General features: G+C 62.7%; 21 protein-coding genes and 1 pseudogene. 10 read left to right on the forward strand and 12 right to left on the reverse strand.

Annotated elements, in window-relative coordinates; translation table 11 throughout:
• The first annotated feature begins 152 nt into the window (after positions 1 to 152).
• From IVA95_RS14550 to IVA95_RS14570, 5 genes are all read left to right on the forward strand, one after another.
• Positions 153 to 473, forward strand: coding sequence for a hypothetical protein (locus IVA95_RS14550; protein WP_247511102.1), 321 nt, complete (start codon positions 153 to 155; stop codon positions 471 to 473).
• Positions 470 to 793, forward strand: coding sequence for a hypothetical protein (locus IVA95_RS14555; protein WP_213246396.1), 324 nt, complete (start codon positions 470 to 472; stop codon positions 791 to 793). Before IVA95_RS14550 ends, IVA95_RS14555 begins: the two co-directional genes overlap by 4 nt.
• A gap of 73 nt (positions 794 to 866) precedes the next feature.
• Positions 867 to 1,256, forward strand: a complete 390-nt coding sequence (locus IVA95_RS14560; protein WP_247511103.1) for a hypothetical protein — start codon at positions 867 to 869, stop codon at positions 1,254 to 1,256.
• 185 nt (positions 1,257 to 1,441) lie between these two features.
• Entirely contained in the window at positions 1,442 to 3,130 is a 1,689-nt protein-coding gene (locus IVA95_RS14565) for an MFS transporter (RefSeq protein WP_247511104.1), read from the forward strand.
• A 296-nt stretch (positions 3,131 to 3,426) separates the two neighbouring features.
• A complete protein-coding gene (locus IVA95_RS14570) occupies positions 3,427 to 3,591 on the forward strand; it encodes a hypothetical protein (RefSeq protein WP_213246392.1) in 165 nt (54 codons plus the stop codon).
• Between the two features lie 120 nt (positions 3,592 to 3,711).
• Here the strand turns inward: IVA95_RS14570 and IVA95_RS14575 are convergent, their stop codons facing one another.
• The 3 genes from IVA95_RS14575 to IVA95_RS14585 all read right to left on the reverse strand — a co-directional run bounded on the left by IVA95_RS14575 (position 3,712) and on the right by IVA95_RS14585 (position 5,511).
• Entirely contained in the window at positions 3,712 to 4,185 is a 474-nt protein-coding gene (locus IVA95_RS14575) for a secondary thiamine-phosphate synthase enzyme YjbQ (protein WP_247511105.1), read from the reverse strand.
• Positions 4,186 to 4,278: 93 nt separating this feature from the next.
• Positions 4,279 to 4,818, reverse strand: a complete 540-nt coding sequence (locus IVA95_RS14580; RefSeq protein WP_247511106.1) for a hypothetical protein — start codon at positions 4,816 to 4,818, stop codon at positions 4,279 to 4,281.
• Between the two features lie 69 nt (positions 4,819 to 4,887).
• On the reverse strand, positions 4,888 to 5,511 hold the full coding sequence (locus IVA95_RS14585) for a 2-hydroxychromene-2-carboxylate isomerase (RefSeq protein ID WP_247511107.1): 624 nt from the start codon (positions 5,509 to 5,511) through the stop codon (positions 4,888 to 4,890).
• A 275-nt stretch (positions 5,512 to 5,786) separates the two neighbouring features.
• Between IVA95_RS14585 and IVA95_RS14590 the strand changes: the two genes are divergently transcribed.
• From IVA95_RS14590 to IVA95_RS14610, 5 genes are all read left to right on the forward strand, one after another.
• A complete protein-coding gene (locus IVA95_RS14590; protein WP_247511132.1) occupies positions 5,787 to 6,158 on the forward strand; it encodes an AtpZ/AtpI family protein in 372 nt (123 codons plus the stop codon).
• Positions 6,159 to 6,227: 69 nt separating this feature from the next.
• Entirely contained in the window at positions 6,228 to 6,983 is a 756-nt protein-coding gene (locus tag IVA95_RS14595) for a F0F1 ATP synthase subunit A (protein WP_213246382.1), read from the forward strand.
• A gap of 56 nt (positions 6,984 to 7,039) precedes the next feature.
• A complete protein-coding gene (locus tag IVA95_RS14600) occupies positions 7,040 to 7,270 on the forward strand; it encodes a F0F1 ATP synthase subunit C (RefSeq protein WP_028348038.1) in 231 nt (76 codons plus the stop codon).
• Positions 7,271 to 7,327: 57 nt separating this feature from the next.
• Positions 7,328 to 7,891, forward strand: coding sequence for a F0F1 ATP synthase subunit B' (locus IVA95_RS14605; RefSeq protein WP_213246380.1), 564 nt, complete (start codon positions 7,328 to 7,330; stop codon positions 7,889 to 7,891).
• Between the two features lie 4 nt (positions 7,892 to 7,895).
• Positions 7,896 to 8,381, forward strand: a complete 486-nt coding sequence (locus tag IVA95_RS14610) for an ATP F0F1 synthase subunit B (RefSeq protein WP_057845470.1) — start codon at positions 7,896 to 7,898, stop codon at positions 8,379 to 8,381.
• Between the two features lie 52 nt (positions 8,382 to 8,433).
• Here IVA95_RS14610 and IVA95_RS14615 read toward each other — a convergent pair whose 3' ends face one another.
• The 9 genes and pseudogenes from IVA95_RS14615 to paoA all read right to left on the reverse strand — a co-directional run bounded on the left by IVA95_RS14615 (position 8,434) and on the right by paoA (position 18,955).
• Entirely contained in the window at positions 8,434 to 9,042 is a 609-nt protein-coding gene (locus tag IVA95_RS14615) for a hypothetical protein (RefSeq protein WP_247511133.1), read from the reverse strand.
• 135 nt (positions 9,043 to 9,177) lie between these two features.
• On the reverse strand, positions 9,178 to 9,765 hold the full coding sequence (locus IVA95_RS14620; RefSeq protein WP_213246375.1) for a GNAT family protein: 588 nt from the start codon (positions 9,763 to 9,765) through the stop codon (positions 9,178 to 9,180).
• Between the two features lie 159 nt (positions 9,766 to 9,924).
• Positions 9,925 to 11,214, reverse strand: coding sequence for a pitrilysin family protein (locus IVA95_RS14625; protein ID WP_247511108.1), 1,290 nt, complete (start codon positions 11,212 to 11,214; stop codon positions 9,925 to 9,927).
• Entirely contained in the window at positions 11,211 to 12,629 is a 1,419-nt protein-coding gene (gene thrC / locus IVA95_RS14630; protein ID WP_247511109.1) for a threonine synthase, read from the reverse strand. The genes IVA95_RS14625 and thrC overlap by 4 nt, the downstream gene beginning before the upstream one ends.
• A 447-nt stretch (positions 12,630 to 13,076) precedes the next feature.
• A pseudogene (locus tag IVA95_RS14635) lies at positions 13,077 to 14,343 on the reverse strand (lipoprotein-releasing ABC transporter permease subunit).
• 244 nt (positions 14,344 to 14,587) lie between these two features.
• On the reverse strand, positions 14,588 to 14,983 hold the full coding sequence (locus IVA95_RS14640) for a cupin domain-containing protein (RefSeq protein ID WP_213256324.1): 396 nt from the start codon (positions 14,981 to 14,983) through the stop codon (positions 14,588 to 14,590).
• 153 nt (positions 14,984 to 15,136) lie between these two features.
• Positions 15,137 to 17,341 (reverse strand): aldehyde oxidoreductase molybdenum-binding subunit PaoC, encoded by a 2,205-nt coding sequence (paoC, locus tag IVA95_RS14645; RefSeq protein ID WP_247511110.1) that lies wholly within the window; start codon positions 17,339 to 17,341, stop codon positions 15,137 to 15,139.
• Positions 17,342 to 17,357: 16 nt separating this feature from the next.
• Complete coding sequence (locus tag IVA95_RS14650) at positions 17,358 to 18,308, reverse strand: xanthine dehydrogenase family protein subunit M (protein ID WP_247511111.1); 951 nt, start codon at positions 18,306 to 18,308, stop codon at positions 17,358 to 17,360.
• Positions 18,305 to 18,955 carry an aldehyde dehydrogenase iron-sulfur subunit PaoA gene (gene paoA / locus IVA95_RS14655; protein ID WP_247511112.1) on the reverse strand — a complete coding sequence of 217 codons (651 nt, stop codon included), beginning with the start codon at positions 18,953 to 18,955 and terminating at the stop codon, positions 18,305 to 18,307. The genes IVA95_RS14650 and paoA overlap by 4 nt, the downstream gene beginning before the upstream one ends.
• Positions 18,956 to 19,137: the final 182 nt, after the last annotated feature.

Here is a 19,137-nt window from a genome sequence, read left to right on the forward strand (position 1 = left end):
GATCGATGGACGGGGCCCCTCAGGGCCCCGTCTTCGTTGGCGGCACCTTATCCGGCTTGCCGGGATATCGTGGGCTTGCCATTGTTGGTCGAGCGCGGCTGGTTGCGAAGTCGGCCGGCTGTCTCACCGTCAAGCTGCGAGGAGAAACGTTCTTGGATATCGCAAGCTCGCTCGCGGCATATTGGTACTTTCACCTGCCTAACTTTATTCTTGCGGTGTTGATGTACACATTGCTCGGCCGCGTCCTGCTCGGTCTGATGGTCGATGCAGACTCGCCGAACTACATCTGGCGATTTTTCTGCCGGATCACCGATCCCGTCGTCGCCGCTGTCGCGATCGTAACGCCGAAGGTGACCCCGCCGGTCGTGATTTGGCTGTTCGGCTTTGTCTGGCTGTTCTGGCTGCGCGTCGCCCTTCACTACACCCTGCTGATGTTCAATCTGGCACCCCGACTTGGCGGAGCCGCATCATGAACCGCAACTTCTATTTCATCGGCATCGCTTTCTTCGGGATGATCAATGGCATTTTCAATCAGCTTGCGCTGATTTTCACGCTGCTGTATGTCCAGTTGCTCGCTGGCCCGCTGCTGTTTGGCAGCCTGTCGCTGACGCTGATGTTCTCATCGCTAATGGTTTCGACTGCGACCGTCATCCTTGGCGGGATTCCGGCGGCGATCTACGAGCGGGTCACCGGCGGCTCGGAATCCAGCGACGCATCGCTCTGGATATGGCTTGCCGGAACCGCCCTTCTCGCGCTGCCCGCGGTCGGTAACTTTCTCAAGATCGGGCTGTAACGGCCAACTCGCGGTGTTGAGGACGGGCCGCGCTGCCGCTACGCTGTGGCCTCTTTAAATCCGGCATGTGTCCTTGATCGACGGAGTGGCGACCGTGGAAGAGATGCGCCGTATCGCCTACGAAACAGTGCTGCGCGCCTGCGGCTTCGCCTCGCTCGCCATCTTCTGCGTCATGATAGGATTGTCATTCCTGCCGCGCTCGGCCTTCCAGGCCGGAGGTTTTCTCAGCATCCTGATGACGCTGGTTCTGATCGTGAAAGCCTGGGAAGCCCGGACCAAGGATCACCGACGTACCGAGATGTGGCTCTACCTCCCCAAGGAGAGCCGTCCGCCCCAGGCTTCCGCGCAGCGGACGGTTTCGACGATCATGCGCGAGACCTATCTGCTGTTCGCGCTCTGGACCACCATAGTCTCCATCGTGATGTGGAGCATTGCGCTCGTCTTCTCGGTCATTGGACTTTAGTCCGAAGCTGCACAGATAAACGGCAAATCAGCAATCGCTGCGGCCAAAACGCACGCGAAACGTGCCGGTCCCACCGAAAGTACTATTGGGCCATACCTTCCAAGCATGTAGTGAGCCGCATTCATAATGCGTGTTCTGACGCAACGCACATCTTTGCGATCATAAAAACGGGGAGCGATTCGGAAATGTCTACAATAACTGCCACGTCCGGCAAGGCCGCCGGAATGACGAAGGACGAACGTTTCGTCATTCTCGCCTCCTCGCTCGGCACCGTCTTCGAATGGTATGACTTCTACCTGTTCGGCTCGCTTGCCAGCGTGATCGGCGCGCAATTCTTCGGCGTCATTGATCCCGCAACGAATCAGCCAATGTTCAACCAGGCCACCCGCGACATCTTCGCGCTGCTGGCGTTCGCCGCAGGCTTTATCGTTCGTCCGTTCGGCGCCATCGTGTTCGGCCGCGTCGGCGACATCGTCGGCCGCAAATACACCTTCCTCGTCACCATTCTGATCATGGGCCTGTCGACCTTCATTGTCGGCATATTGCCCAACGCGGCGACCATCGGCATCGCGGCGCCGATCATTCTGATCGGTTTGCGCCTGCTGCAGGGCCTCGCGCTCGGCGGCGAGTACGGAGGTGCGGCGACTTACGTCGCGGAGCATGCCCCGATGGGCAAGCGCGGCTATTACACCTCGTTCATCCAGACCACGGCAACGCTCGGCCTGTTCCTGTCGCTGCTGGTGATCCTGTTCACCCGTACGGCACTCGGCGAACCTGAATTCGCCCGCTGGGGCTGGCGCATTCCGTTCCTGGTCTCGGTGCTGCTGCTTGGCATCTCCGTGTGGATCCGGCTGCGGCTGAATGAGTCGCCCGTATTCCAGAAAATGAAGGACGAGGGCAAGGCGTCGAAAGCTCCCTTGACCGAATCCTTCGCCAATTGGAGCAATGCCAAGATCGTGCTGATCGCGCTGATCGGCGGCGTGATGGGTCAGGGCGTGGTCTGGTACACCGGCCAGTTCTACGCGCTGTTCTTCATGCAATCGATCCTCAAGGTCGACGGCTACACCGCCAACCTGCTGATCGCCTGGTCCCTGCTGCTTGGCACCGGGTTCTTCATCGTCTTCGGTGCACTGTCGGACAAGATCGGCCGCAAGCCGATCATTCTGGCGGGCTGCCTGATTGCGGCGCTGACCTTCTTCCCGATTTTCAAGATGATCACCAGCAACGCCAACCCAGCGCTGGAGAAGGCCATCGAGTCGGTCAAGGTCGAGGTGGTGGCCGACGCCAAGGGCTGCGGCGACCTGTTCAACCCGGTCGGCACCCGCGTCTTCTCCGCACCATGCGATACCGCTCGCGCCTACCTGGCACAGCAGTCGGTCAAATACTCGACCAGCTATGGCGCTGCAGGCTCCGGCGTGAAGGTCGTCGTCAATGGAAAGGACGTAGCTTACACCGACGCCAAGACGTCCAATCCGGCCGTCCTGGCAGCGGTGCAGGCCGCAGGCTATCCTAAGGCCGGCGACGCCCAGATCGTGAAGATGGCTCACCCGTTCGATATCTTCAAACCGCAAGTTGCGGCGATCATCGGGCTTCTGTTCGTCCTGGTGCTCTTCGTCACCATGGTGTACGGGCCGATCGCGGCGATGCTGGTCGAATTGTTCCCGACCAAGATCCGTTACACCTCGATGTCGCTGCCCTATCACATCGGTAACGGCTGGTTCGGCGGGTTGCTGCCGGCGACCTCGTTCGCGATCGTGGCCTCGACCGGCGATATCTATGCGGGTCTCTGGTATCCGATCATCTTCGCATCGATTACTGCGGTCGTCGGCTTCTTCTTCCTGCCGGAAACCAAGGACGTCGATATCACCAAGTAACGGTCTTACCGGCGGCAACAGCCGCGGAGGTACGACACCCCAACAAAGCCGGCCGCGGTTCGCTCCGCGGCCGGTTGATTTTTGAGCTGGGTTCACCGACATCCGCGCGCCGATCTCGTGCACGCGCGGCTGCCGCAGTGCCCGATCGAATGATCGCCACGTCCCCAATGTGGTTTCGCATTTCAGGGGAACGGCATGCGCAGCGAGACTGGCAACCGAGTGCAATGGCGTTGTTTGGTACCCATGATCAGGCTAGACATAGATGATACGGCGTCTCGAAAAGGCAGGGCGGATTGATGAAAAACTGGCGCTATATCGCTATGCACACCGCGGCGGCGGCTGCCTTCATTTTCCTGCTGCAGCGCTATGGGCTGAACGCGTCGCTTGATTCAAGCCTGCTTTGGGCGCTTACCTTCGGTGCGTGCGCCGCGGGGCTTGCCTATATGCAATCCAATCGCTGACCTCTCAATCCGGCTGTGGTCGGTTCACGGCTGGTTGGTTTCTAGCTCGTCGCACCGGCGAATTGCGGGTTTGCGACCGACAGACGAGGATGCTGGTGATCGCAGCAACCAGGGTTGTGCTCAATCGACGCTGCCGATGAACTGCAGCACGACCTCGCGCCGGTGCGGCCGGGCGCGGTGCTCGATCAGATAGATCGCCTGCCAGGTGCCCAGCGCGAGCGCGCCCTCAAGCACCGGCACGTGCAGCGAGGTTGCGGTCAGCATAGTCTTGATGTGTGACGGCATGTCATCCGGCCCCTCGGTGTCATGGCGCCACCCGGCATTTTCGGGCGCGAGCCGGTTCAGTGCGGTGGTCAGATCGACCAGCACGGTCGGATCGGCATTCTCCTGGATCGTCAGCGACGCCGACGTGTGACGGATGAACAGCGTCACCGCGCCCTCGCGCGCATGTGCGTCACGGACGAATTTCGCGACTTCGGCGGTGAGGTCGGTAAAGCCGGCGCCTCGCGTTTGCGCGGTCAAGAGCGAGGACACGATGGTGGTGGCGCTGACGGTGGAAGGCGCGGTGCGAGAGATGGATTTGGATGCGGTCATCACTTGCAATCTTCGTAAGGGTGAGAAGGCGCTCTTCGCGCCGTGCCCACCAGTTCTTGCGCCGCTACGCCCACCTTACGCACGCAACAATTGTCAAATCTTGCCGCTGACGTCCCGCTGCACCCGGTTGGCCATCTCAATCAATCGCCGCCAGGCCCGCTCGAGGAACGACACCATGCGATCCAAGTCGCGGTCGCTCGGCAGCGGGATTTCGATCTTGCGCTCGCCTTCGGCGACCTTCGGCTCGCCTGGTTTCAGCGAGTCCGATTTCGGCAACGGCTCCTCGACCTTGCCGGATACGGTGGGCTCGCGCGAGGCGAGGTCCGCCTTGAGCCGCTCATTCTCGGCCTGCAGCCGGACAATGTCGGCTTGCAGACGGCCGATTTCGACGTCCATCGCCGCCCGCTCGTCAGGTACGGCATAGCAGGCCCAGCCCGCACCCGAATTGTTGCAGGTCGAGACCGCGCCGGTTCGGGTATCCAGGCGAAGCACGCCATCGCCCGCCGGCGACAGCGCGTAACGGCCGTTCTCGGTCTCCGGCATCGGGCCGGCTAGCGCCTGACCGGCGCCGGCAAGACAAACGGCCAGCATAATTATGCCGGGCAATTTCCAGGACGATTTCGCTCTGCTCATGGGCTTGCTCCCGCCTCAGGACAGTACCGGTTTCCTCGCCCGCCGGGGCGCTTTCAAGGCGCCGCGCCCTTACACTACCGAGCTATAGGGCGCCCGGCCGGACTTCAACGCGTCACCGAGCAATTCGATGCGGTCCTGCCCCCAGAACACCTCGCCATCCAGCACGTAGACCGGCGAGCCGAACACGTCGGCCGAGAGCGCGTCCTGCCGGTTCTGCTCGTAGGCCGCGCTAATTTCTTCCGAGCTCGAGCGCTCCACCAATTGCTTGCCGGGCAGCCCCGATTCATCGGCGAGTTTCGCAATCGTTGCGGGATCGGCGAGATTGAGCTGCTCTTCCCAGACGCCGGCAAAGGCCCGTCGCAGGTATTGGTCGGGATCGTGGCCAGCCTCGAGCGCCGCAATCACGACGCCATCAGCCAGACGCGCATTGAACGGCCAGTTCGCCGGCTGCAGGTGGAATTTCAGTCCGCGCTTGTCGCGCCAGCGCTGCAGTTCGACCATCCGGTAGCGCTGCCGCACCGGATGGCGCTTCATCAACGGCAAGCCGCCGGTCTCCGAGAACAGATCGACCAGCACTACCGGCTTGTGATTAACCTTGAGATCGTAAGTACTTACCAGGTCACGAAAGGGCTGATGCCCGATATAGGCCCAAGGCGACTGGATCGAGAAATAGTAATCGACCTGACGCGGCATGCGAGCTCCAGGGATAGGGATTTTCGCTTCGCTCGGGACATCCCAACAGACCGCCCAAATCCGCGCAAGGTCGATCTGTGTGGCAATACTGCTGCACTGCGATCGCGGGTCCGCAGGGCCGCAGACGACATTCGAATAAATCCAGAAAAATCAAAGCACTAGCTGGCTACCGCGTAATCTTGACTTGATTAGACGCGGTAAGTATGGTCCGCGCGGCTTTCAAGGGTGACGGGCGTACTTTCCATCAACCGTTGGCATCGTTTAATGTCTTGGGCATGGCCCAAGACAAGAACGACAACGCAAGTGGAAATCGCGATCAGCCGTCTTCCGACGAAGCTGCGCTTTCCGCAAGGCTCGGAAGTCTGGATCAACGGTTGTCCGAAATTCGCGACACCCGGAAACTCAGGACTGATCAACCCGGAACTGAAAGCGGAGACAGGGCTGCCAGAGCATCTGCGATGGCGCTGGGTTTCCGGCTTTCCTCGGAGTTGGTTGCGGGCGTTGTCGTGGGTGCGGCGATTGGCTGGGGGTTCGACCGTTTGTTGTCGACATCGCCGTTCGGTTTCATCGTGTTTCTGCTGCTCGGCTTCACTGCCGGTGTGGTCAACGTGGTGAGATCTGCAGGCGTAGCTTCCCGCAGACGCTGAGCATCGACGGGAAGTCACGACATTTGAAATTCGATTGCCGGCAAGGCCGGTGGATAAAGAGCCGCGCGGATGAAAATCGACCCGATCCACCAGTTCAATATCGAACCCCTCTTCACGATCGGCCATATCGGCAACCAGACGATCGCCTTCACCAACTCCTCGCTCTACATGTTCCTCACGGTAGCGGTGATCTCGCTATTGATGATCGGCGGCATGGCGGGACGGCAACTGGTTCCCGGGCGGCTGCAGTCGATCGCGGAAATCTCCTACGAATTCGTCGCCTCGACGATCCGCTCTACCGCCGGCGCGGAAGGCATGAAGTTCTTCCCGCTGATCTTCTCGCTGTTCATGTTCATCTGCATCTCGAACCTGATCGGCATCATTCCCTACACGTTCACGGTTTCGAGCCACATCATCGTTACCGCGGCGCTGGCCTTCCTGGTTTTTTTCACCGTCCTGATCTACGGCCTCTACAAGAACGGCCTCAAGTTCTTCAAGATTTTCGTGCCCTCCGGCGTGCCGATCTACATCCTGCCGCTGGTCATGTTCATCGAAATCCTGTCGTTCTTCCTGCGACCGGTCTCGCACAGCGTACGTCTGTTCGCCAACATGCTGGCGGGCCACATCGCGCTGAAGGTGTTCGCAGGCTTCGTCGCGATGCTCGGCGTGTCGCTCGGCGCGCTCGGCTGGGTCGGCGGCATGCTGCCGCTGGCGCTCACGGTAGCGCTGACCGCGCTTGAGCTCTTGGTCGCGTTCCTGCAGGCCTACGTTTTCGCGATCCTGACCTGCATCTATCTCAACGACGCCATTCATCCGGGACACTAAGCGGTCCGGGGAATTTCCACCCACACCTTTGTCTTACCCCTCAAGGAGCTATAGAAATGGAACCGGCAGCAGCTAAACTTATCGGCGCGGGCATCGCAGCAATTGGCATGGGCGGCGCGGGCGTCGGCGTCGGCATCATCTTCGGCAACTACCTCGCTGCTGCCGTGCGCAATCCTTCGGCAGCCCAGGGCCAGTTCGGCAACCTGATCTTCGGCTTCGCCGTGACCGAAGCGCTCGGCATTTTCTCGCTGCTGATCGCGCTGCTTTTGCTGTTCGTTCCGCTCTGAGCTGCACCCACTCGCGCCGCCTCCGGGCGGCGCGCCTGACCGCAACAGGAGAACCCCGTGGCTGAAAAAAGTCATGGTACCCCGGCCAAGGGCACCGGCGCCCACACCGAAGCCGACGGCGGACACGGCGGAGGATTTCCTCCGTTCGAGTCGAGCACGTTTGCTTCGCAGCTGGTGTCGCTCGTCATTGCATTCGTCGCGCTCTACGTGATCGTTTCCCGCTTTGCGCTGCCGCGCGTCGAAAGCGTGATCGACGCACGTCAGAACGCGATCGAGGGCGATCTGGCGGCGGCGCAGAAGTTCAAGGACGAGTCGGACGCGGCGCTGAAAGCGTATGAGACCGAACTCGCTTCCGCCCGCGCCCGCGCCCAGGCCATTGGCAACGAGACCCGCGAGAAGCTGAATGCGGCCGCGGAAGCCGAGCGCAAGACGCTGGAGGACCAGCTCACCGCCAAGCTTGCCGCCGCCGAGAAGCAGATCGCGGCAACGCGGGAAGCCGCGATGAGCAATGTCCGCGGCATCGCAGCGGACGCGGCCGGCGCCATCGTCCAGCGCCTCACCGGCGTGCTGCCCGACAGCAAGACGGTGAGCAAAGCCGTTGATGTTTCGTTGAAGGGATAGACCGATGTTTACCGAACCGGAAACCTGGGTCGCGATTGCCTTCGTCATCCTGCTGGTGCTGTTTGCCTATCTCGGCATCCACAAGACGGTACTGACGGCGCTCGACCATCGCGGCGAACGCATCAAGGCGGAACTTGACGACGCCCGCCGTCTGAAAGAGGAGGCCGCCAAGCTGCTCGGCGAGTATCAGACCCGCCGCGCCAGCGCCGAGCGCGAGGCCGAGGAGATTGTCGCCAACGCCAGGGCGGAAGCCGAGCGCATCGCGACCGAAGCCAAGGCCAAGATGGAAGACTTCGTCGCCCGCCGCACCAAGACCGCCGAGAGCAAGATTGCGCTGGCCGAAGCCCAGGCATTGGCCGACGTCCGTGCCGCCGCGGCCAACGCTGCGGTCGAAGCCGCCTCGACCATCCTGTCGCAATCGGTCAAGGGCTCGGTCGCCGACGACCTGCTCGCCAAGGGCATTGCCGAGGTTCGCGCCAAGCTGAACTGAGCGCTTTCCTCCATCAATCAAAAGCCGGCGCGAGACGATCGCGCCGGCTTTTTTATTGCTTCTTCTTCTTCGGTGCCGGGCGTTCGGGCTTTAAGGCCTGCGGGTCGAATCCGATATAGAAGATGTAGCTGTCACCGACGGCGCCGGGGGGCGCCGGATAGGTGAGGTCTTCGGCGACCAGCGTGAACGGCTCGCTGCCGCTCTCGGTCATATTGACGGTGGTCTGGTAGGCCTTGGTGGCGATGGTCTTCTCAGATACGCCGCCATGCACCACTGCGACACGTATAGGGACCTGGACCGAGGCCGGCGCGCCGGCGGGGCCCGCGATGACGCGGCCCTGAATGCCGATCCGCGCCGTGATCACGCCGCCATTGATGCTGCATTCGCGGGCCATCTTGCTGATCGTCGCCTGGAACCGCAGGTCGTTGCCGACCGGCTGCTTGCCGGGCGCAGCGACCGCGTAGGTGGATGCGCCTGACCGGACCGTGACCGGCGGACAGGTCAGATCGCCAGTGTCCTGCGGAACTGCCGGCGCAGCGGTGGCGGGCTCCTCGTCCGACTTACCGCCGAACAGGCTCTTGAAACGGTCGGTCAGCGATTGCGCCGATGCCGGCGCCGCCGTCAGGCAGGCCAGACCGCCCGCGACCGCAGCCACAGCCATCACTCTGGCCAAACGATTGTCACCCATGCGACGTCCCCGAAATCCCATCGTCCCACGTGAATTTGTTCGCGGCGGCGTTATAGCAGCCCAATGGCGGCGAACCCAAGGCACCCAAAAGGCTTAGAAATCAACGGTTCAGCCGCGGAAATCCTCATGCAGGAGGCCAAACAGCAGGTGGTCCTGCCAGATGCCGTTGATACAGAGATAGCGCCGCGCCAGCCCCTCGCGGGTGAAGCCGCATTTCTCCAGCACCCGGATCGACGGCGTATTGGAGGGAATGCAGGCCGCCTCGATGCGGTGCAGATTGAGCTCTCCGAACAGCGTCGGCAGCAGCACCCGCAGCGCCGCGGTCATGTAGCCGCGGCCGGCGTGAGGCTCGCCGACCCAATATCCGATGGTGCCGGCCTGCACGATGCCGCGGCGGACATTGGCGAGCGTAATGCCGCCGATCATGGCGCCATCACGCTCACGGAAGATGATGAAGGGATAGGAGCGGTCGGCGGCGATATCCTCGGCGTAGCGGCGCAGCCGGCGACGGAACCCGGCGCGGGTCAGATCGTCCGACGGCCAGATCGGCTCCCATGGCGTCAGATAGGTCCGGCTTTGTTCGCGCAATTGCGCCCATTGCGGAAAGTCCGCCATCTGGGGAGCGCGCAGCAGGAGACCGTGGCCGCGCGGCACGAGCGCAGCCGGTCCGCTGGTTGGCAAACGAAACAGGGCCATGCCCGCTCTCTCCCGCCCTAACTAGCTCTCCCTCGCCCCGCTCTGGCGGGGAGAGGGTCGGGGTGAGGGGCTCTCTCGACGAGCCGTATTCGCAGAGAGAGCCCCTCACCCGGCGCTTCGCGCCGACCTCTCCCCGCAAGCGGGGAGAGGTTAACAACCTTAATGTAGGAGCGTTTTCGCCTTTGACCGCGTCAATCCTTCCGCAAAAGACACCGCCGTTTCCAGGCCCCTTCCGCTGCCAAGCGCGACAACCGCCGGCCGGCTGCGGGATAATAGCGCATGCGCCGCGCTGCGGGTCGATTCGATGGAGACCGCATCGATCCTGGTGACCAGCTCCTCCACCGTCAGCGGCCGTCCATAGGCCAGCACGTGCCGCGCAAGCTGTTCGGCCCTGGACGAGCAGCTTTCCAGCGCCATCAACAGCCCCGCCTTCATCTGCGCCTTGGAGCGCGCGATCTCGGCTTCGGTCAGGGTTTCCACGGCGTCGTTGATGACGTCGACGATGACCTCCATCATCTCCGGGGCGTCGCCGGGATCCGTGCCGGTGTAGAGGCCGAAGAACCCGGTGTCGGTATAGGGCGCGTGGAAGGTGTAGATCGAGTAGCAGAGGCCGCGCTTTTCGCGCACTTCCTGGAACAGCCGCGACGACATCCCGCCGCCCAACGTGTTGGTGAAGACCTGCAGCGAGAACAGCGACAGGTCGGTCTGCGGCACGCCTTCGAGCGCCAGCGTCAGATGCGCCTGTTCGAGATCGCGGTGAACCACGCGCGAGCCGCCCTTGCCGAACATCGCGGCCTGCGGCTTCGGTGCCGGCGTGGCGTCGAAGCTGGCAAACTTCTGCGCCGCTTCCTCCACCACGCGCTTGTGGTCGACCGCGCCGGCGGCCGCCACCACCATGTCGGGGCCGCGGTAATGCGTCGAAAGATAGCCGCGCAGCATGTCGCGATCGAAGTTCTTCAGCGTCTTCGCGGTGCCGAGCAGCGACCGGCCCATCGGCTGGTCCGGAAAGCAGAGCTCGTTGAGGTGCTCGAATACGACGTCGTCGGGCGTATCCTGCGCCGCGCCGATTTCCTGCACGATGACGCTCTTCTCGCGCTCGAGTTCGTCAGGCACAAAGGACGGATTGGTGAGGATGTCGGAGAGCACGTCGAGCGCGAGCGGCACGTCGGCCTTCATTACCCGGGCATAGTAGGCCGTAGTCTCGGTCGAGGTCCCGGCATTGAGGTCGCCGCCGACCGCCTCGATTTCTTCCACAATCTCGCGCGAGGAGCGCCGCGTCGTGCCCTTGAAAGCCATGTGTTCGAGGAGATGCGAGATGCCGTGCTCGTTCGGCTTTTCGTCGCGACCACCAACGCCGGCCCAGACGCCGAGCGCTGCGGTTTCCAGATGCGGCATGGTGTCGGTGACGACCGTCAGGCCGGATGGCAGCTTGGTGACGTCAACGCTCATCCCGCAACTCCCTGCTTCGCAGCGCGGCTGACCGAGCGCACGAATCGCTCCACCTCGGCTGAATCGTTTTTCATCACCGTGATATGTTCGGATTTGGTCATGAGGCCGTCGAGCCAGGCCGGCAGTTGCGGCCGCACGCCGCACGCGGCTTCCACGGCATCGGGGAACTTGGCCGGATGCGCGGTCGACAACACGATGTTGGGGATCTTCGAATCCGACGTATCGCGATCGGCCACCGCCAGCGCCACCGCGGTATGGGGATCGACGAGGTCGCCGACCTCGCGCCAGGCGGCGCGGATCGCGGCCGACGTCTCGGTCTCGTCGGCCCGGCCGGCGTCGAACTCCTCGCGGATCGCGGCCAGCATGGCATCCGGCAGCACGAAACGTCCGGACTGTTTTAGCGAGGCCATCAGCCGGCGGACACTGTCGGGATCGCGACGGCTGGCCTCGAACAACAGCCGCTCGAAATTCGAGGAGACCTGGATATCCATCGAAGGCGAAGCCGAGGCATGAACCTCGCGGACTTCATAGATGCCGGTCTTGAGCGTGCGCGGCAGGATGTCGTTGATGTTGGAGGCGATGCGCAGCCAGCGCACCGGCAGCCCCATCCTCTTCGCCACGTAGCCTGCAAAGATGTCGCCGAAATTTCCCGTCGGCACTGTGAAATCCACGGTTCGCGCGGGCGCTCCGAGCGCCACCGCCGACGTGAAGTAGTACACTACCTGCGCGACGATCCGCGCCCAGTTGATCGAGTTGACGCCCGACAACGAGACCGCGTCGCGAAAGCCGTGATGGTTGAACATCGCCTTCAGGATCGCCTGGCAATCATCGAAGGTGCCCTCGATCGCCAGCGCATGCACGTTGGACGCGCCCGTCGTCGTCATCATCCGCCGCTGCACGTCGGAGATGCGCCCGTTCGGGAACAGCACGACCAGATCGACATTGTCGAGATTGGCGAACGCATCAACCGCGGCGCCGCCGGTGTCGCCTGAAGTGGCGACCACGATGGTGGTGCGCTGGCTGCGCTTGGCCAGCACATGATCCATCAGCCGCGAGATCAACTGCATCGCGACGTCCTTGAACGCCAGCGTCGGACCGTGGAACAGCTCCAGCACGAATTGATGGGGGCTGACCTGGTTCAGCGGCACCACCGCGGGATGGCGGAACGTCGCATAAGCCTCATTCGCCATGCGGCCGAGGTCAGCGTCGGAAATTTCGCCTGCAGCAAACGGCTTGATGACGTCGACGGCAACTTCCCAATAGGGCCGGCCGAAGAAAGAGGCGATGGTCTCGCTCGATAACTGCGGCCAGACCTCAGGCACGTAGAGGCCGCCGTCGCGGGCGAGCCCGGTCAGCATCACATCGCAGAAACCCAGGACGGGGGCCTCCCCCCGCGTCGAAATATAGCGCGTCAAACTACCCTCCAAAGGCGCAAGCCCTATGCCAAGCCTTTGATATTAGCCATGAATTAGATTTCGCCAAGCGCGAAGCGAGGGCGCACCATAATGGGTTTTGTGTCGAAGGGGAAATGGCATGAGAGGGGAAAAGACTGTTCAAGACGCGCGGCGTCGCCCTTCCACGTCATTTGCGAGCGTAGCGAAGCAATCCACATCGGCGCCGGGACAGATGGATTGCTTCGCGGAAGCCTGTCATCGGGCGCGCGACCCGCGATGACGTAGAGCGCCGAATCACCACAAGCCGTCATCCCCGCGAAGGCGGGGGATCCAGTACGCCGCGGCCTCTCGATTCAGTACCAGCGCCTCTGGGATATTGGGTCACCCGCCTTCGCGGGCGACGACAGCCGAGTTCGGATCTTGCCGCAGCATCTGCGGAGCGAGAGCAACGCTAAGGCCAGCGCGCCGTCACCCATATCGAAGCACATCGACCGGATCGAGCCGCGCGGCGCGCCAGGATGGATAGAGCGTCGCGAGCAATGACAGCGTCAATGCCATGACCACGACGGCGGCAGTTTCGGCAAAATCGATCTCCGCCGGCAGTTTTGACAAGAAGTAGAGTTTTGGCGGAAACAGCTCGGTATTGGTGAGCCAGGACAGGAATTGCCGGATCGTTTCGATATTCAGGCAAATCAGCATGCCGACGAGCAGTCCGGTCACCGTGCCGAGCACGCCGATCGCACCACCTGCGATCAGGAATATACGCATGACTGCCCCTCGCGAGGCGCCCACGGTGCGCAGAATGGCGATGTCGCTGCCCTTGTCCTTCACCAGCATGATCAGGCCCGATACGATGTTCAGCGCGGCAACCAGCACGATCAAGGTCAGGATCAGGAACATGACATTGCGCTCGACCTGAAGTGCGGCGAAGAAGGCCGAGGTGCGCCGCCGCCAGTCGACGAGGAACACCGGCCGCCCCGCGGCGTCAGCTACCGGTCTTCGGAAGCTGTCGACCCGGTCAGGGCTGCCGTCGATAAAAATTTCGATGGCACTCACGTCGTTCACGGTTGAAATAGGCCTGCGCCTCGGCGAGCGGCAGAAAAACCATGACGGAATCATATTCCGACATGTCGATGCTGAACACCGCCGCAACCTTGTACGGCTTGATACGCGCCGTCGTGCCCTTCGACCTCACTGCGCCATCTGGCGCGACCAGCGTGATATTGTCGCCGGCACGCAGCGACAATTGATCGGCAAGCCTGCGCCCGATGGCGACCCCCCGCCCCTCGTTGAATTCATCCAGCGAGCCCTGCTGGATATTGCCGGCGATCGCGGCCAACTTGTTGAGATCGTCGGAGCGGATGCCGCGAACGAGCACGCCGGAGGCGTTGTGCGCCGATGATGCCAGGGCCGGAGCGTCCACCACGGGAGCGGCGAGCCGTATGCCTGGAACCTGACTGATGCGTTCGGTGACGTCCTCCCAATCCGTCAGCGGCGCCTCAAGCGGTTGCACCAGAAGATGGCCGTTCAGGCCGACGATCTTGTCCACCAGCTCCTTGCGGAAGCCGTTCATGACCGCCATCACGATAATCAGCGTCGCAACGCCGAGCATGATGCCGAGGAAGGAAAAACCGGCGATAACGGAAATGAAGCCTTCCTTGCGACGCGCCCGCAGATACCGCCCGGACAGCAGCCATTCGAATGCCGAGAACGGCAGGGGGCGCGGATTCTCCATGGTTAATTCATAGCGCGTTTTTGGAACGATTGGCGCGCTAGCTTTGAAGAATGATCCTCGTCCACCGCCATATTCCTGCCACGCCAGATCAGGGCGCCGCGGGCTGTGAACGACAACGGTGTCTCAACAAAGCAAGAAGAAGTGGAGAGCCGGGAGCCTGGCCATGACGAAAGCGCGACTCGCTTTCATACAGTCAGCAAAGAGCCTGAAGATGTTGGCTGCATTTTCCGTCAAGCTCTCAAAATCAAGTCCGGTATTGTTCGTCGCTGACCTTTTCCATCCAGTCGACGGTCTTGCCGTCGAGCCGCTCCTGGATGGCGATATGGGTCATCGCCGTGGTCGGCGTCGCGCCATGCCAGTGTTTCTCGCCGGGCGGAAACCAGATGACGTCGCCCGGGTGGATTTCCTCGACACGTCCGCCCCAGACCTGCACCCAGCCGCGCCCCGAGGTGACGATCAGGGTCTGACCGAGCGGATGGGTGTGCCATGCCGTGCGCGCACCGGGCTCGAATGTGACGTGCGCACCGGCGACACGCGCCGGATCGGGCGCCTGCATCAGCGGATCGACGCGCACGCTGCCGGTGAAATATTCCGCAGGTCCTTTGCCGGACGGCTGTGAACCGCTTCGCTTGATTTCCATCGTTCCGTTCCTTGCATTAGCCGGGACAGCCGGCGTTGTTCCTGCTGCCAGCACCGCGAGGCCGGTGGTGGCGAGCAGGCGTCGTCGCGTGATCATGACGCTTTCCCCTTCGTGCTTGCGTCGAGCTTCGAAACGGTTGCGCCGCGTTACTGCTCAACCAACGTCCGGTAGCTGCTCCAGAAGCTTGTCTAGCGTGATCGGATAGTCGCGCACGCGCACGCCAGTGGCGTTGTAGATTGCGTTGGCGACCGCCGCCGCAACGCCGCAGATGCCGAGCTCGGCGATGCCCTTGGCCTTCATCGGCGACGATATCGGGTCGGTCTCGTCGAGGAAGATCATGTCCTGATGCGGAATGTCGGCGTGAACCGGCACCTCGTAGCCGGCGAGATCATGGTTGACGAAAAAGCCGGCGCGCTTGTCGACCACGAGCTCTTCCATCAGCGCCGCACCCACGCCCATGGTCATGGCGCCGATCACCTGGCTGCGCGCAGTCTTCGGATTGAGGATGCGGCCCGCCGCGCACACTGCGAGCATGCGGCGCACGCGGATCTCAGCGGTCGCAACATCGACGCCGACCTCGGCGAAATGCGCGCCGAAGGTCGATTGCTGGTACTTCTTGTCGAGATCGCCGAATTCAACTCCGTCTTCGGCTGTGAGCCCACCATCTGCCGCAGCTTGCACTAACGGCACGCGGCGATTGCCCGCGCGCACCTCGCCATCAGCGAACTCGGCCTCCGCTGAATTGAAGCCGAGTTTCTGGACGATTGCTTCTCGCAGCTTGACGCATGCCGCATAGACGCCTGCGGTCGAACTGTTGCCGCCAAATTGCCCGCCGGAGCCTGACGAGACCGGGAAGGTCGAATCGCCGAGACGTACCACCACCTTCTCCAGCGGGACGCCCATCATTTCGGCCGCGGTCTGCGCGATGATGGTGTAGCTGCCGGTACCGATGTCGGTCATGTCGGTCTCGACCGTCACCATGCCGTTGTTGTCGAGCCGCACGCGCGCGGCTGACTTCACCACCAAATTGTTGCGGAACGCAGCGGCGGTGCCGATGCCGATCATCCAGCGTCCGTCACGGACCCGGCCCGGTTGCGGATTACGCTCGCTCCAGCCGAACCGCTCAGCGCCGGTGCGGAAGCATTCGGTGAGTTGACGTTGCGAGAATGGCCGCGTCGGCCGTTCCGGATCGATCTGAGTATCGTTGAGGATACGAAACTCGATCGGATCAATCCCGAGCTTCTCGGCCATTTCGTCGATGGCGATCTCCAGTGCCATCATGCCCGAAGCCTCGCCCGGCGCGCGCATCGCGTTGCCTTCGGCGAGGTCGAGCGCCGCCAAGCGGGTTGCGGTCATGCGGTTCGCCCCGGCATATAGCAGCCGCGTCTGGCTGACCGCGCCCTCGGGCCTGCCGCCGGGCAGATTGCCGGACCACTCCTCATGTCCGATCGCCGTAATTTTGCCGTCGCGGGTTGCGCCGATACGAATGCGCTGGATCGTCGCCGGACGGTGCGTCGTATTGTTGAACATCAGCGGACGCTGCAGCGCCAACTTTACCGGCCGGCCAGCTGCGCGCGCGCCGAGCGCCGCAAGCAAGGCATCCGAACGCACGAATAGTTTGCCGCCGAAGCCGCCGCCGACGAAAGGCGAGACCAGCCGAACATTCTCCTTGGAAATGCCGAGCGTCTTCGCGACATCGCCCACTCCCCAGGCGATCATCTGGTTCGAGGTCCAAAGCGTGAGCTTGTCGCCGTTCCAGGCGGCGATCGAGGCATGCGGCTCCATCATCGCATGCGCCTGATCGGGCGTGGTGTAGGTGGCGTCGAGTTGAACCGGCGCTGCCGTGAATGCGCGGTCAAAATCACCAACCGAGGTATCGGCAGGGCCGCCGAACAGGGCCTTGGGCTTACCCGTGTCCTTGACCGCTTCAAGATCAAACGCGCCCTCCGCCTTGACATAATCGACGTGGACAAGCTCCGCAGCGGCGCGTGCCTGCTCGAAAGTGTCTGCGACCACAACCGCGATCGCCTGGTGATAATGTTCGATCTCGGGGCCGCCAAGCAGCCTCGCCGTGTTGCGCTCACCCTTGTCGAGCTTGCCGGCATTGTCGGCCGTAACGATCGCGCGCACACCGGGCGCGGCCTTGGCCGCAGCGAGGTCAATCCGGGCGATCCGTCCCTTTGCGATCGCCGAACCGACCACGTAGCCATAGGCCGGATTCGAAACGACATCGTGGCGCTCATACGCGTAAGGTGCGCGGCCCGTGGCCTTGAGCGGACCATCGATGCGATCGGCGGGCTTACCGACCACCTTGAGCTGGTCGATCGGATTGATTGTGGCAGGGGTTTCGAATCTCATGGATCAACCTTTCGGATCAACCTTTCGCTTCAGCCAGCACGGCGCCCAACGTGCGTTCCGCCAGCGCCAACTTGAATGCATTCTCCCGCGTCGGCCTAGCGTCGGCGAGCAACTGTGCGGCGACCGCCTTGGCGCCACGCGGCATCTGGGCCTCGGCCGCCTCGACACGCCATGGCTTGTGCGCGACGCCGCCGAGCGCAACACGCCCGGTTCCGTCGCGCTGCACGATCGCAGCCACCGACACCAGCGCGAAGGCGTAGGAGGCGCGGTCGCGCACCTTGCGGTAGATCTGTTTGCCGCCGACGGGTTTTGGCAGCGTCACCGCCGTGATCAATTCGCCCGGCATCAACGTCGTCTCGATATGCGGCGTATCGCCGGGCAGACGGTAAAATTCGGCAATCGGGATCGTTCGCGTCGTGCCATCGGGCCGCACGGTTTCGACCGTGGCATCGAGCGCGCGCATCGCCACCGCCATGTCGCTCGGATGGGTCGCGATGCAGGCTTCGCTTGCGCCTACGACAGCATGCTGGCGGCTGAAGCCGCCGATCGCCGCGCAGCCGCTGCCGGGCTTCCGTTTATTGCAGGACTGGTTGGTGTCATAGAAGTAAGGGCAGCGCGTTCGCTGCAGCAAATTGCCCGCGGTCGTCGCCATGTTGCGCAATTGCCCCGAGGCGCCGGCGAGCAGCGCGCGCGATAATACGCCGTAGTCGCGTCGCACGCGCGCGTCCGCGGCGAGATCGGTGTTGCGCACAAGCGCGCCGATACGTAGTCCGCCCTCTTGCGTCGACTCGATCTTGTCGAGTGCAAGGCCGTTGACGTCGATCAGATGAGCCGGCGTCTCGATCTCGAGTTTCATCAGGTCAAGGAGATTGGTGCCACCCGCGATGAATTTGGCATCCGGCTTGCGCATCGCGGAAGCAGCAGCCTCAGCTGGCGTGCGGGCGCGTTCGTAGGTGAATGATCTCATGCGGGCCTCCCGGCGACTTCCGATATTGCCTCGGCGATGTTGGAATAGGCGCCGCAACGGCAGAGATTGCCGCTCATGCGCTCGCGGAGCTCGGCATTGCTGAGTTGCGGCGGCGCGTTCAGGTCGGTGCTGACGTGGCTCGGGATACCGGCCTTGATCTCGTCGAGCACTGCGACGGCCGAACAAATTTGTCCCGGCGTGCAATAGCCGCATTGGTAACCGTCATGCTTGACGAAAGCGGCCTGCATCGGGTGCATATTCTCGGGCGTGCCGAGCCCCTCGACGGTCGTGATGCGCTCGCCCTCATGCATCACGGCGAGCGTCATGCAGGAATTGATCCGCCTTCCGCCAACAATGATGGTGCAGGCGCCGCACTGGCCGTGATCGCAGCCTTTCTTGGTGCCGGTGAGATGCAGGTGCTCGCGCAGCGCGTCGAGCAGCGTGGTTCTCGGGTCGAGCGTGAGGCCGCGCGCCGTTCCGTTTACGGTGAAGGAGACTTTCCATACGGCAGAGACTTCAGCGACGGCAGCCTCCACAGCAGGCGCTTGGGCATTGAGGATGGATGGCGCCGCGGTCAGCGCCATTGATGCGGCGCTTCCCGCCAACAGTTTACGCCGCGATAATTCGAAGTCGCTCGGACTTTTCATGTCGTGTTCCCGTTTGTGCTTTTCGCCCGGATCACGTTCGATAGGGCGCGGTCTTTACCGATGCCCGCAATATCCGGCTGCGCTCCTGTAACTGCGCCGCGTTCCGGCTGTTCCTAGCCGGCGTTCACGTTTGATAGAGCGATGGCCGGTGCGAGCGCGGCCGAGCCCAACATCTAGCGGCT

The organism is Bradyrhizobium sp. 157, assembly GCF_023073815.1.
Classification (GTDB): Bacteria; Pseudomonadota; Alphaproteobacteria; order Rhizobiales; family Xanthobacteraceae; genus Bradyrhizobium.